9 protein-coding genes are annotated in these 14,504 nt (G+C 58.5%); 6 read left to right on the forward strand and 3 right to left on the reverse strand.

Going from position 1 to position 14,504, the window contains the following annotated elements; all coding sequences use genetic code 11:
- Positions 1 to 80 precede the first annotated feature (80 nt).
- Together pta and HNQ38_RS11835 are read left to right on the forward strand one after the other, a co-directional pair.
- The gene (gene pta, locus HNQ38_RS11830) at positions 81 to 2,192 is read left to right on the forward strand and encodes a phosphate acetyltransferase (RefSeq protein WP_183721175.1); all 2,112 of its coding nucleotides are present in this window, start codon (positions 81 to 83) and stop codon (positions 2,190 to 2,192) included.
- A 69-nt stretch (positions 2,193 to 2,261) separates the two neighbouring features.
- Positions 2,262 to 3,473, forward strand: coding sequence for an acetate kinase (locus tag HNQ38_RS11835; protein WP_183721178.1), 1,212 nt, complete (start codon positions 2,262 to 2,264; stop codon positions 3,471 to 3,473).
- Between the two features lie 199 nt (positions 3,474 to 3,672).
- Here the strand turns inward: HNQ38_RS11835 and HNQ38_RS11840 are convergent, their stop codons facing one another.
- The 3 genes from HNQ38_RS11840 to HNQ38_RS11850 form a co-directional block, all read right to left on the reverse strand.
- A complete protein-coding gene (locus tag HNQ38_RS11840; RefSeq protein ID WP_183721181.1) occupies positions 3,673 to 5,442 on the reverse strand; it encodes an NFACT RNA binding domain-containing protein in 1,770 nt (589 codons plus the stop codon).
- Between the two features lie 572 nt (positions 5,443 to 6,014).
- A complete protein-coding gene (gene dksA / locus HNQ38_RS11845; protein ID WP_179980589.1) occupies positions 6,015 to 6,377 on the reverse strand; it encodes an RNA polymerase-binding protein DksA in 363 nt (120 codons plus the stop codon).
- 133 nt (positions 6,378 to 6,510) lie between these two features.
- Positions 6,511 to 7,629, reverse strand: coding sequence for a tRNA(5-methylaminomethyl-2-thiouridylate) methyltransferase (locus HNQ38_RS11850; protein WP_183721184.1), 1,119 nt, complete (start codon positions 7,627 to 7,629; stop codon positions 6,511 to 6,513).
- A 474-nt stretch (positions 7,630 to 8,103) separates the two neighbouring features.
- Here HNQ38_RS11850 and recA point away from each other — a divergent pair, with 474 nt between their 5' ends.
- From recA to hemB, 4 genes are all read left to right on the forward strand, one after another.
- The gene (gene recA / locus HNQ38_RS11855) at positions 8,104 to 9,186 is read left to right on the forward strand and encodes a recombinase RecA (RefSeq protein ID WP_183721187.1); all 1,083 of its coding nucleotides are present in this window, start codon (positions 8,104 to 8,106) and stop codon (positions 9,184 to 9,186) included.
- A 133-nt stretch (positions 9,187 to 9,319) separates the two neighbouring features.
- Positions 9,320 to 11,998, forward strand: coding sequence for an alanine--tRNA ligase (gene alaS / locus HNQ38_RS11860; protein ID WP_183721190.1), 2,679 nt, complete (start codon positions 9,320 to 9,322; stop codon positions 11,996 to 11,998).
- A gap of 10 nt (positions 11,999 to 12,008) precedes the next feature.
- Positions 12,009 to 13,193 (forward strand): 12,18-didecarboxysiroheme deacetylase, encoded by a 1,185-nt coding sequence (ahbC, locus tag HNQ38_RS11865; RefSeq protein WP_183721193.1) that lies wholly within the window; start codon positions 12,009 to 12,011, stop codon positions 13,191 to 13,193.
- A 324-nt stretch (positions 13,194 to 13,517) separates the two neighbouring features.
- Complete coding sequence (hemB, locus tag HNQ38_RS11870) at positions 13,518 to 14,504, forward strand: porphobilinogen synthase (protein WP_183721196.1); 987 nt, start codon at positions 13,518 to 13,520, stop codon at positions 14,502 to 14,504.

The following is a 14,504-nucleotide window of genomic DNA, read 5'->3' on the forward strand; positions in this document are numbered from 1 at the left end:
CAATAGGCCGGGGCGCAGGTGAAGGCTTGCGCCCTTTTCGCGTCATCCTGCCAGCCTGCCGGCACAATCAGGGGAAGCTTATGTATAACGGACTCTATATCACAGCCACCGGCCCAATGACGGGCAAAAGCGCCATCGCCCTGGGAGCCATGCAGCTGCTCAGCCGCAGTATGCGCAATGTGGCGTTCTTTCGCCCCATCATTAATGAACCTCTATGGGACGACCGTGACCCGGACATCCACCTGATGCTTGAGTACTTCAAACTCAAGATGGACTATGCCGACACCTTTGCCTACACCCAGCGCGAGGCCCGCCAGATCATCAATCAGGGCTCACGCAACCTGCTTATCGAAAACATCATCCAGAAGTATAAAAAACTGCTGGAAACCTTTGAATTCGTGCTTTGCGTGGGTACGGACTTTCTGGCCAAAGACCCGGTGTTCGAATTCGACCTCAACGCCGAAATAGCCGCCAACCTGGGCACGCCCGTCATTCTTGTGACCAGCGGGCAAAAGGCTACGGCTGAAGACATTCGCGAGTCTCTCCAGATCACTATGGACAGCCTCGCTCCCTTTTCTCTGGATGTTGTGGCCACCATCATCAACCGCCGCAACCTTACCCAGACCGAGCTTGACGAACTGCGCACCCATTTCAGCACCGACGAGCGCAAGGCGCTTATCTACTCGGTGCCCAATGAGCCCACCATCGGCCAGCCCACAATGGGCGATGTGAAAAAGGGCCTGGGCGCGGAAGTGCTTTTTGGTGAAAACCGTCTGGACGCACTGGTGGACGACTATCTGATCGCGGCCATGCACGTGAACAATGTGCTGCCTTACATCGCCAAAGATCAGCTTGTCGTGACGCCCGGCGACCGCGCCGACGTGCTGATTGCCGCCATTGCCTCGCGCCTCACTTCCTCCACGCCCGACATCGCCGGCGTGCTGCTCACGGGCGGCATCCGCCCGGATGAAGAAGTGTGCAAGTTCATTGAAGGCTGGACGGCGTCTCCCCTGCCCATCCTGCTGACCAAGGGGCACACCTACAATACCATGCTGGCCCTTCAGGAGCTCATCGCTCCCATCGAGCCCGGCAACGTCCGCAAGATCAACACCGTGCTTGGCCTTTTCGAGCAGCATGTCAACGGCAAGGAAATCGCCAGCCGTATTGTGAGCAAGCGCAGCGCGCGTATCACGCCTATGATGTTCGAGTTCGAGCTTATCGAACGCGCCAAGGCCAACAAGATGCGCATTGTTCTTGCCGAAGGCACTGAGGAACGCATACTCCGCGCGACAGACATTCTGCTGCGCCGCGATGTGGCCCATATCACCCTGCTGGGCGATGTGGACAAGATCCGCACCAAGGCCAACACCCTTGGGCTGGACATCGAAAAGGCAACCCTTATTGACCCGGTCAATTCCGCCAAATTCGATGAGTACGCCAACACCTATTACGAGCTGCGCAAAAAGAAGGGCATCTCGCCCGAGCAGGCCCGTGACACGATGACAGACGCCACCTATTACGCCACAATGATGGTCAAGGTGGACGATGCCGACGGCATGGTCTCCGGCGCGGTCAACACCACGGCCCACACCATTCGCCCGGCTTTTGAATTTGTTAAGACCAAGCCCAGCTTCTCTGTTGTGTCTTCGGTCTTCCTCATGTGCCTCAAGGACCGTGTGCTGGTTTTCGGCGACTGCGCCGTCAACCCCAACCCCACGGCCCAGCAGCTGGCCGAAATTGCCATTGCGTCTGCCCATACGGCAGAAGTATTCGGCATCGAACCCCGCGTTGCCATGCTTTCGTACTCCACCGGCACGTCAGGCAAGGGCGCGGACGTGGACATCGTGGTGGAAGCCACCCGCATTGCCAAGGAAATGGCTCCTGAACTGGCGCTGGAAGGCCCCTTGCAATACGACGCGGCCATTGATCCCAGCGTGGCCAAGACCAAAATGCCCGACAGCAAGGTGGCAGGCAAGGCAACTGTCTTCATCTTCCCCGACCTCAACACGGGCAACAACACCTACAAGGCTGTGCAGCGCGCTGCCGGCGCGGTGGCCATCGGCCCCGTGCTTCAGGGCCTCAACAAGCCCGTCAATGACCTGTCGCGCGGTTGCACCGTGCCTGACATTGTAAATACTGTGGCCATCACGGCTGTTCAGGCCGCCGCCGAAAAAATGGCGGCGGGCCAGTAACCGCCAGTAGTAATATTACCGGGGGAGGGCACCCCTCCCCCACCTCTGTCAACATCAAAAGGAAGACACATGAAAATCCTGGTCATCAACGCGGGCTCATCGTCCTGCAAGTACCAACTGCTGGAAATGGATACCCACGCCGTCCTGTGCTCCGGCCTTGCCGAACGCATCGGACAGGACGAAGGCCGCCTGACCCACAAAATCGCCCCTGATACGGATAAGGAAGAAAAGATCATCCGCACCGCACATTTCCCCACCCATGTGCAGGCTATGGAACTGGTCATCTCTCTTCTGACTGATGCCGAAAAGGGTGTTATCAAGGACAAGAGCGAAATCGCCGGTATCGGCCACCGTGTGCTGCACGGCGGCGAAGCTGTCAGCGACCCCGTGCTGGTGGACGAACGCGTGAAAGAAATTGTGCGCGAATGCTCCGTGCTGGGCCCCTTGCACAACCCCGCCAATCTTATGGGCATTGAAGTTGCTGAAAAGCTCTTCCCCGGCGTGCCCAACGTGGGCGTGTTTGATACCGAATTCGGCATGGGCATGCCCCAGGAAGCCTTCATGTACGCTCTGCCCTACGAGCTGTATGAAGACCTGCGCATCCGCCGCTACGGCTTCCACGGCACTTCCCACAAGTATATCGCTGGCGCCACGGCCAAATATCTGGGCAAGCCCCTCAACGAGCTGCGCTCCATCACCATGCACCTCGGCAATGGTTCGTCCATGAGCTGCGTGAAAAACGGCAAGTGCTTCGACACCAGCATGGGGCTCACCCCTCTGGAAGGCCTCATCATGGGCACCCGCTGCGGCAGCATTGACCCTGCCATTGTGCCCTTTGTGATGGACAAAAAGGGTCTCACCCCCGAGCAGGTGGACACCCTTATGAACAAAAAGTCCGGCTTGCTGGGCCTGTGCGGCTACACCGACATGCGCGACGTGCATGCCGAAGTGGAAAAAGGCAACGACCGCGCTGCTCTGGCCCTCAAAATGCTGGCCCGCAGCATCAAAAAAACCCTTGGTTCCTACTACTTCCTGCTCGACGGCAATGTGGACGCTCTGGTCTTCACTGCCGGCATTGGCGAGAATGACGACATCGTGCGTGCCGAAGTGTGCGCTGGCCTCGAGCATATGGGCATCAAGATCGACGCCAAGGAAAACAGCACCCGCAAGCCCGGCGCGCGTACCATTTCCACGCCGGACAGCACCGTGCCTGTGCTCATCATTCCCACCAACGAAGAACTGCAAATCGCTATGGCTACTGTGGAAGTGCTGGGCAAATAAGCTCACGCAGTTTCAGCAGCCATGCCGGTCTGGAGCAGACCTGCGCTACAACGCTGCTGCAATGCTCTGGCTGGAATATACTGAAGGCCGCCCCCGAAAAGGGGCGGCCTTTTATATGGCTTCTTCGCAAGCAGACGCTTGAAGGGACTTCCAGAACGGATTTCTTTTGAAGCACTGCACACTTCAAAATCACGCTGTTCTACTCAGGCAGCAGCGTATCCTCCAGCGTGGCGTCCACAGGCACCTCGCGCGAGGCCAGCACCTTGTCTATGCGCACAGTACCCGCCGGGGCATTGCGCATGGGTTTGACGTGGCGCACTTCCGCGTACTGAATGCGGGCGCGGGCTGCGTCTTTCTGCCAGCTTTTGCTGGCAGCCAGCGACCCGGCCTCGTCCAGCGTGCTGGCAGGCACTTCCTGACCGCCGTGGGCGCGGCGTATGATAACGTGTGAACCCGGCCCGTTTTCCGCATGCAGCCAAATGTCGTGAGAAGCCGCCAGCTTGCGGGCCGCAAGGTTACCCCTGGCGTCACGCCCGCGCAGCAGGGCAAAGCCGTCTGAACTGACAAAGAGCTGCACGTTCTTTGGCAGAGCCGCGGGCATGCCCGCAGCACCACCCGCCAGCGATCCACGCTCGCCAGCCTGACTGTCGCCAGCCTGTGCCTGGCCGACACCGAGCATACTGTCGCGCCGGGCAAGGGCTATGGCCGCCAGCTCTTCCTCAAGTGTCTTGCGGCGCTGTACCAGATGTTCCAAGCCGCGCCAGCCGCGCCGGGAAGTATGAAAAAGCCGCGCCATTTCCTCGCGCACATTCCGTCGCGGGTCCAGGCGAATTTCGCGGGCCGGGCCGTGTGAGCCCGCATCCACCGCAACGCTGACCGCCCGGTGTTCCGCAGGCCACTGCCACAAATTTTCCTGCAGGGCCAGCGCATCGGCCTGGGCCTCTGTCATGGCCCTGAGACGGTTTTCTTCTTCGCGCAGCTTGTCCAGCAGCTTTGTCAGCTTGCGGCCACGCCTGTCCAGCGGCAAGGCGGCCTCCTTGGCCTGTTCGCCCGCAAGGCGGCCCAGAACTATGTCCTGCCCGGCTTTTTCAGTCAGGCGTAGCACGTCCGGGCTGTACGCTTCACGCAGAAGCAGGCCTGATGCAGACTCATCCTCTGTCAGCAAGGCAGCTTGCTGTTCCGGCGACAAAGGCCATGCGCTGATAGCCCGTATGGTACGGATGGAACCGCCTGCGCCGCCTGCACTGCCGTCTGCCCCATTTGCACTGGATAAAAAAGAGGCAGCCTCTCCACAGCGATCAGCGGCAGTATCCGCCGAAATACCCGAAGCTTCACTAGTTGCCGGGCCATAGCAAAATACATCGCCGCCTCCGGCACGCAAATCTTCCAGCAAAGCCCACTGCTCCGGTTCTTCCAGGCAGGCCAGCGTACGGCGCAGGGCCGGGGTAAGCACTGGCCATTCGCGCCAGTTCTGCCGCGCCTGCACCAGTTCGGCAGGTTCGGGCCATTGGGGGCGTTCTTCTTCCGGCGCTTCAGCCTCGGTCAGAAAATGCAGGGACGGCCCTTCCCGCAGATCCAGCAAAAGCCAGGTGAGGCGAAAAGCGCTTGGATCAGAATCAGCGCCGCCGTGTTCCGGTGCCGAAAGCGCGCTGTCTCCCCCGGCCAGCAGAAGCCACAGCTGCCTGTCGCAGAACCTGACCACGCAGGAAACGATGCGGCGGCCAGACGCATACTTGCGCAGGCGCATTGTCTGGGCTGAAGGAGCCTTGCCCGCGCTGATGCGGCTGCCGCTCAAAAAGCAGAAAGGCTCCTTGCGGGCATAGCGCAGGCACAACTGGCGTTTGCGCCCACCACCGTACCAGGTGAGCACAAGAAAGCCGGGGGCGGGTTCCTGCAATTTTTCAACCCGCGCCCCGGTTAGCTGGGGCGTCAGGTCTTCACAAAAGCGGCGAAAAAGATGTGCGTCCATAAATATGCAAAAACCCGCCAATGGGCGGGAACGTTTATGTCTTCAATCGTGAAGACGAACCTGTGCAGCAACGGACTGCATCCGGGTATCAGAGCATTTAACTTCGAAAAAATTTAAATGCTCTGGAGCAATTTCAAAATAAAATTACTCTGACGACTGCATGAGCAGAGGCTGCCGTGAAGCCGTAAGCGCTCTTTATTGGCGCTGCTAAACGCCGCAATGGGATGCTTTATTACTTTGCTCTGTGTTGCATAGCGTCGCCTTTATATAAGCCCGGGCCGCGCCAGTGCGTCTGACGCGGCCCGATGGGCAAAAAGGCGGCATGGCTGAAGTAAAGAGCAGTTACAAAGGCTGCCCCTGTTTTTCTGGCCGTGCAAGCAAACCTTGCCGTGTTCTCAATCCCGCGCCGTCGCACAAGGATTCTCAAAAATCCTTGTATTATCCCAATAAGCCCTTTGGGAGCCGACAGAGCCTTTGGCCCTTACGGCAGCGAATCAGTGCGGGGAGCACGCAGCAAAAAAACAAATGATTATCTGACACCGTCAGAGAGTAAAGCCGCTTACGGCAGTATGCTAGTCACCTCTCAGGTGTTCGTCCTCTTCCTGTTTGGCTTTGCAGTTAATGCACAGACGGGTGACGGGACGGGCCTTGAGACGCGGGATGCTGATATCATCGCCGCAATCCTCGCAAATGCCATACGTTCCGTCATCAATACGCGTCAACGCGGCCTGGATCTTGCGAATGAGGCGGCGTTCCCGGTCACGAATGCGCAAAGTAAAGGCGCGATCGGATTCTGCTGTGGCCCTGTCGGCAGGGTCAGCAAACACTTCATTGCTATCGGTCAATTCTTCAATGGTGCTGTCGCCCTTTTGCTGGGCTTCTTCAAGCATCTCTGACAGAAGTTTGCGAAAATACTCCAAGTCCTTGTGATCCATGTAATCCTCCGGCGGACGCCGCTGGGGGCGCAAACACAAACTATTAACGCAATGGATGCATATATCTTCAAGCGCTATCTTTGTAAAGCAGACCACAAACCTTTATTGGCATCTTTTGCAGTATGACCGATGCTTACTCCTCTTCTGCTTGGGATGGCTTATGCTTACTGTGCAGTGCAGCCTCAAACCTTTCTCGTGCTTCGGCCTTGATGACAACCTTTATGTCGTCCCACGGGGTTTCACCCCAGACCTGCTCCAGCCTTTCCGGTTTCACTTCAAGGTCAAGAAGCGATTCGCCCTCGGCCTGTCCCTGACGCACACGAACCGCCACAGGGCCGCCTGAAGCCACAGCCTTGGGCGCATACGAGGCCGCCTGGGCCGCTGCGCTTTCCAAAACATGACGCGGCCAGCCAGCACCGTGACGTGCCAGAGCCATAGGCCCAGCCAGGTCACGCAGGCGCAGCAGCATGTCGTCGGGCTGCACGGCAGCGGCCAGTTTGTCATTATCAGCCCCGTTGCGGCCAATGCACAGCCAATAGTGTTCGCCATCTTCATGATGCCAGAACTGGCGGCCAAGGTTGGCCAGGGTAAAATCTTCATTGCTGGCGCAGGGCAACAGGGTCAGCACTGTCCAGTAGCGGCGGGCGTTTTCTTTTTCCGTCAAGCGGCAGCCGCCGCCGGGCGTGGGGATTTCCGTTATGCCCAGCTCTGCCGCCAGATCAAGCTGATCGCGCCGTCCCCGGCCAGAAAAACTCAGCAGTTTTGTGCGGTCCACAAGGCCGCTTTCTTCCATCTGCGTCAGCGGCAAATGCGTGGCGCAGAGCGGGCGCAGCAAAGTGCCGCTGACTCCGGCGTCACGCATGATAAGGTGCAGAGTGTCGCGCCGCTGCGACATGGGCCGCTGCCCCAGCACTTCACCCGTGGCAAGCCCTTTTGCCCCCACAGACTCCATATAGATGCGCGCCTTGCGCAGCAGCAATATTTTGCAGTCCACGCAGGGGTTCATGACCTTGCCGAAGCCGTGCTCCGGGCGCTGGCGCAGCATGTTCGCAAAATCTTCGCCCACGTCCTGGCTCACGATGTCCAGATCATAGACTTTTCGCCAGTACGGAACTGCTTTGGCCGAACCGAAAAAGGGCGTGATAAAGTGCAGACAACGGACCTTAAGCCCCTGCCGTTCCAGAACCTTGGCAGCGAGAATGCTGTCCAGTCCGCCAGAAAAAAGTACGATGATGTCAGGCTGATTGCTCATGCCGCGCTTGTATGCCAGACACGGCGCACTAGGCAAGAGGCAGGCGAGGGAAATTTCTTGCCAGACCCACTATCAATAATTACCATCAATAAAATATGCCAAGTATACTGGCCTGAAGCGGCAAAGAATATTTGTAAAAAGAGCGGTAAAAAACCACTACTTCACAGAAAAACCAGCACTGAAGCCAGTGCCCATATTGCCGTAAAGACCTGCCGCCTTTGCCAGCCAATGCCTGAATACAAGGCAGAATACGAAGCTGAATACGGGGCACAACGCCACATAGCGCTGTAACCTGCGCCGGGCGCAGCAGTGTTTGTTGCCAGAAGACTGATTTTGGCGGCAAAACATGTGGGCACACCCCGTTGCCCCCAGCGGCACGGCAAACTGGGCTGCTGCCGTTGAGCATTTGCCTTGCGCCCGGCCCTTTGCTATAATGATGAGCTTGAAGATATCTTTACCCGGAGCATAAAAGCTATGGCCAAAAAACCGGCCCTGAGCCCTGAAAACGCGCGCGCAGAAGCCCTGGGCACTGCCCTTGCCACCATTGAACGTAAATACGGCAAGGGCGCTGTCATGAAGCTTTCTGACGACGCTCATGTGAATATACCCGTCATTCCCACAGGTTCCATCGGCCTTGACCTGGCCTTGGGAGTGGGCGGCATTCCGCGTGGGCGCATATCGGAAATTTTCGGGCCCGAATCTTCGGGCAAAACCACCCTTACCCTGCACATCATCGCCGAATGCCAGCGCATGGGCGGAACCTGCGCCTTTGTTGACGCGGAACACGCGCTTGACGTGACTTACGCCAAGCGCCTGGGCGTCAATACGGACGAACTGCTCATCTCGCAGCCCGACTACGGCGAACAGGCTCTGGATATTGCCGACATGCTCGTGCGTTCCGGCGCTGTTGACCTTGTGGTCGTCGACTCCGTGGCGGCCCTGATTCCTCAGGCCGAACTTGAAGGCGACATGGGCGAAACCCAGGTGGGCGGCCATGCCCGTCTTATGTCGCACGCCATGCGCCGCCTTACGGGCACGATCCACAAATCGCGCACCTCGGTCATCTTCATCAACCAGATCCGCATGAAGATCGGCGTCACGGGCTACGGCAGCCCTGAAACCACCACAGGCGGCAACGCGCTGAAGTTCTACTCGTCAGTGCGCCTCGACATCCGCCGCATCCAGACCCTCAAGGACAAAGAAGAGTCCTTTGGTTCCCGCACCAGGGTCAAGGTGGTCAAAAACAAGGTTGCGCCGCCCTTCCGCAGCGCTATTTTCGACATTCTTTACGGTCAGGGCATTTCGCGTTCGGGCGAGCTGCTTGACCTTGGCATTGAAGCCAAGATCGTCGACCAGAGCGGTTCGTGGTTCGCCTTTGGCTCTGAAAAACTGGGCCAGGGACGCGAAAAAGTTCGTGCCCTGCTGGACGAAAATATCGACCTGCGCAATCAGATTGAAGCCAAGGTTGTGGAATTTCTGGGCTTGCATCCCAAGGAATTTGTTCCCACAGCTGAAGATCGGGACGAAGGGCTGGACCCTGTCGGCTCTGACGATTAACACCGTCCGGCACGACAGCCCGCACAATTGTGGACTGCCTGCCCGCGACCGTGACCACTTACGGCAATGACCAGTACGGCCCCGGCCTTGTAAGGGCGGGGGTCACACCGAGCAGCCTTCATCAGGAGCCAATATGCTCACCGCTAAAGAAATCCGCCGCCGCTACCTTGAGTTTTTTCACCGTCACCAGCACGAAATCGTCGCTTCAGGGCCTATTATTCCGCCCAACGATCCCACGCTGCTTTTTGCCAACTCCGGCATGGTGCAATTCAAAAAACTCTTTCTTGGCGAAGAAAAGCGCTCCTACTCCCGCGCCACAACCTGCCAGAAATGCCTGCGCGTTTCGGGCAAGCACAATGACCTGGAAAACGTGGGCCGCACCGCGCGCCACCACACGTTTTTTGAAATGCTCGGCAACTTTGCCTTTGGCGATTATTTCAAGCGCGAAGCCATCACCTGGGCCTGGGATTTCGTAACCAAGGAGCTGGAACTTCCCACGGACAAGCTGTGGGTCACGGTTTTTCGTGAAGACGACGAAGCCGCAGAGCTGTGGGCTGAAATAGCCAAGCTGCCCGCCGACCGCATCGTTCGCATGGGCGAGAAGGACAACTTCTGGACTATGGGCGATACCGGCCCCTGCGGCCCCTGCTCCGAAATTTATGTGGACCAGGGCGAAGACATGTCCTGTGGGCCCGACTGCGGCATTGGCGTGTGCGACTGCGACCGCTTCCTTGAAATCTGGAACCTTGTGTTCACCCAGTTTGATCAGAGCGCCGACGGCACCCGCACCCCCCTGGCCAAGCCCAACATTGATACGGGCATGGGCCTCGAGCGCATGGCTGCCGTGGCCCAGGGCAAGCGCTCCAACTTTGACTGCGATCTTTTTCAGGACATCATCCAGTTCGCGGCGGGTCTTGCAGGCGTGAAGTACAGCTTCAGCTCACCTGACACCAACGATGTGGATACTGCCCTGCGCGTCATTGCCGACCACAGCCGCGCCGCCGCTTTCCTGATTGCGGGCGGCGTGCTGCCCTCCAATGAAAACCGGGGCTACGTCCTGCGCCGGCTCATCCGCCGCGCCCTGCGCTTCGCGACCCTCATGGGCGTGAACGAACCCTTTATGCACAAGGTTGCCCGCAAGGTCACCGAAGTTATGGGCGACGCCTATCCCGAACTTGTGGAAAGCGCCGATTTTATCGATCGCGCCGTGTTCGAGGAAGAACAGCGCTTCTCCCTGACGCTCAAGAAAGGCCTGGACCTGCTTGACGAAGAGCTGTCCTCTCTCAAGGCGCAGGGCAAGACCCTCATTCCCGGTGATTTCTGCTTCAAACTGTATGATACTTACGGCTTCCCGCTGGACATCGTGACCGACGTTGCCGAAAAACGCGGCTTCAGCGCCGATGCTCAGGGCTTTGAAAAATACATGCAGGAGCAGCGCCAGCGTGCCCGCGAGCACCAGAAAAAGGGCGGCCTGCTTGGTCAGGGCGAAAACGGAGCCAACCCCTTCAAATCTCTTGCGGATGGCGGCGCGCAAAGCCGCTTTGTGGGCTATGACGGTCTGACGGCCCAAAGCCCCGTAACCGTACTGCTCAACGCGGCAGGCCAGCCTGTGGACGTGCTTGGCGAAGGCGAAAGCGGCTATGCCGTTACCGAAGCCACGCCCTTCTACGGCGAAGGCGGCGGTCAGGCAGGCGATACGGGCCTCATGAGCGCCACCTCGGGCGAAGCCAGGGTCATCACCACGCACAAACCTGCCCCGCAGCTGCTTGTGCACGAAATCGAAGTCACCAGAGGCGAAATCCTTCAGGGCAAGGAAGTGCGTCTGGCCGTCGACCCCGATGAACGCAAGGCCACGGCCCGCAACCATACCTGCACACATTTGCTGCACGCAGCCCTGCGCCGTGTGCTGGGCACTCATGTGAAACAGGCTGGTTCACTGGTAGACGGCAGCCGTCTGCGCTTCGACTTTTCACATATCGCAGCCCTGACGCCCGAAGAACTGGCCGCCGTTGAGCGCCAGGTCAACGCCGCCATCATGGCCGACCTTGAGGTTTCCGCCAAGGAAATGGCTATGGCCGATGCCGTGGCCTCCGGGGCGATGGCGCTCTTTAATGAAAAATATGGTGACACTGTGCGCGTGCTCACAGTTTCCGGCGGCGAAACGTGCGATCCTGAATCCGTTGAACTGTGCGGGGGAACACATTTGTCCCGCACGGGCGAAGCCGGAGCCTTTCTTATCGTGAGTGAAAGCGGCGTTGCCGCTGGCACCCGCCGCATTGAGGCTGTCACGGGCTGGAACGCTTACGGCCATGCCGTGGAGCAACGCGCTGAACTGGACGGTCTTTCCGCCCTGCTCAAGGCCCGGCCCGGGCAGCTTGCCGAGCGCGTACAGGCCCTGCATGCCGAAGTAAAGAAGCTGCGCAAGGCTTCTGAAAAAGCTTCGGCGGCTCCTGCCTCTGGCGCTGAACTGGCCGCCCGTGCCGAAGAAGTCAACGGCGTGCGCCTCCTGGCCGCCCGGCTGGACAACGTGCCCGTCAAGGCGCTGCGTGAAGTTATGGACGATGTACGCTCGCGCCTTTCTGAAAATGCGGTGGCATGCCTTGCCACTGTGGAAGAGGGCAAGGTGGGCATGCTTATTTATGTCTCCAAGGATCTGCACGGCAGATTTACAGCGCCCGCCCTTATCAAGCCTGTGGCTGCGCCCTGCGGCGGCGCTGGCGGCGGCAGACCCGATCTGGCCCAGGCGGGCGGCGCACAGCCCGAAGGCCTGGATGAGGCCTTTGCCGTACTGAAAAAATGCATCGAACAATAAGGATTGTGTAATGATTGGCATTTCCAAGTTGTACTGCGGTCAGGTTGAGCCTTCGGACGCGCTGCGTTATGGCCGCGAATCCGGCAAACTGCCTTCGCATCTGCTGCAGTTTTCCAAGGATAAAAAGCCTGTAGTGGTCTGGAACATGACCCAGCGTTGCAACCTCAAGTGCGTGCATTGCTATGCCCACGCCGTTGAAGTTGACGGTTCAGACGACATCAGCACCGTACAGGCCAAGGCCATGATCGATGATCTGGCCGCCTACGGCGCTCCGGTCATGCTTTTCTCCGGCGGCGAACCGCTGGTACGCAAAGACCTGGTTGAACTTGCCAGTCACGCCACCTCCAGGGGCATGCGCGCGGTCATTTCCACCAACGGCACCCTCATCACCAAGGAAAAAGCGCGCGAACTCAAGGCCGTGGGTCTTTCGTATGTAGGCATTTCCCTTGACGGTATGGAAGAGATACACGACAAATTCCGCGCTGTGCCCGGAGCTTTCCGCAAGGCTCTGGAAGGCATTGCCAACTGCCAGGCCGAGGGCCTCAAGGTGGGGTTGCGTCTTACCATCAACAAGCGCAATGCTGGCGAAATTCCCGGCATTTTCCGCCTGCTCAAGGATATGGAAATCCCCCGCGCCTGTTTTTACCACCTTGTTTACTCTGGCCGCGGTTCAGAGCTTATCAAGGAAGACCTGGACCACGCGGAAACCCGTCAGGTGCTGGATCTCATCATGGATGAAACCCGTGCCCTGTTCGACGCTGGCAAGGGTAAGGAAATTCTCACGGTTGATAACCACGCCGACGGCCCCTATGTGTGGATGCGCCTCAAGCGTGAAGATCCCAAGCGTGCAGAAGAAGTTTTTGAACTGCTTCAGTACAATGAAGGCAACAGCTCCGGCCGGGGCATAGGCTGTATTTCCTGGGACGGAAAGGTTCACGCAGACCAGTTCTGGCGTAACCACGTGCTCGGCAACGTGCTTGAGCGTCCGTTCTCGCAGATATGGGACGACCCCTCCATCGAACTGCTGCACAAGCTCAAAGACAAAAAAGCCCACGTCACGGGCCGCTGCGCCAAGTGCCAGTTCCTGAACATCTGTGGCGGCAACTTCCGCGCCCGCGCCGAAGCCTATTACGACGACATCTGGGCCCCGGACCCGGCCTGTTACCTGACCGACGAAGAAATCGGCATCAAGTAATATAACGCGGCTTTATTCCGCTGACCGTATGGAACTTCGCGGCGCGCCCCGGTTACGTAGACGCCTACGCTCCGTTCAGGCGCGCCGCCTGTTTCTTTATCAACAAAAATCCAGTCCGCATACAGGCTGAAACGTGCTGTACAGGCTCGGCGGCAGCGGCAGAACAACCCGCACAAAGCCCCTTACTCTTATATAGTGAACGGTCTGTCCGCCAGCGTAGCCACGCATGCCTTTTACTAAAAAATACGACGCGCACGTCAACGCCGCGCCGCAGCATATCCCTACAGGCTGGCACAATAAAGGCCAGCACAAAGGACAATAGCCATGACATCATTCCATCGCGGCCGCCGTTTACGTGCCACCCCCGAAATTCGCACCATAATGCGCGAAACCGCGCCCTTGCTTGTGGAAGATCTTATTCAGCCCTACTTTGTGGTTGAAACCGAAGACCAGAGTTTTCGCAAAGAAATCAGCTCTATGCCAGGGCAGGCCCAGCTGAGCCTCGGCCAGTTGGAAAAACAGGTGGAAAAGGCCGTGGACACGGGCCTGAAGTCCGTGATCCTCTTTGCCATCCCTGCACATAAGGACGACAAGGCTTCGGGCGCATATGACGCCAATGGCATCGTGCAACAGGCGGTGCGCCTGTTAAAAAAACGCTGGCCCAAGCTGTTTGTCATGACCGACGTATGTCTGTGTGAATACATGAGCCACGGGCACTGCGGCATACTCTCGCCCGAAGGCGTGGTGCGCAACGACGCCACCCTGCCCCTGCTGGCAAAAACTGCGGTAAGCCACGCCGAAGCTGGCGCAGATATGGTTGCCCCCTCGGACATGATGGACGGCCGTGTGGCTGCCATCCGTCAGGCGTTGGACGAAAACGGCCTGACGCAGGTTCCGCTTATGTCCTACTCTGTCAAATACGCTTCGGCCTATTACGGTCCATTTCGCGAAGCTGCAGAAAACGCCCCGGCCTGCGGCGACCGCAAGTCGTACCAGATGGATCCCGGCAATGCCCGCGAAGCCCTGCTCGAAGCCTATGCTGACCTTGAGGAAGGCGCAGACGCCCTTATCGTCAAACCTGCTGGCCCGTTTGCCGACATTATCCGCCTTGTGCGGGACCATGTGGATGTGCCCCTGTGCGCCTATCAGGTCAGCGGCGAATATTCGATGATACGCGCTGCAGGCCTCAACGGATGGGTGGACGAGCAGGCGGTCATGCTTGAATCCCTTATGGGACTCAAGCGCGCTGGCGCAGACACCATCATCACCTACTTTACCGAAACCCTGCTGGCGCAAAAGCTGGCAAGGTAA

The organism is Desulfovibrio intestinalis (genome assembly GCF_014202345.1).
GTDB classification, from domain to species: Bacteria; Desulfobacterota; Desulfovibrionia; order Desulfovibrionales; family Desulfovibrionaceae; genus Desulfovibrio; species Desulfovibrio intestinalis.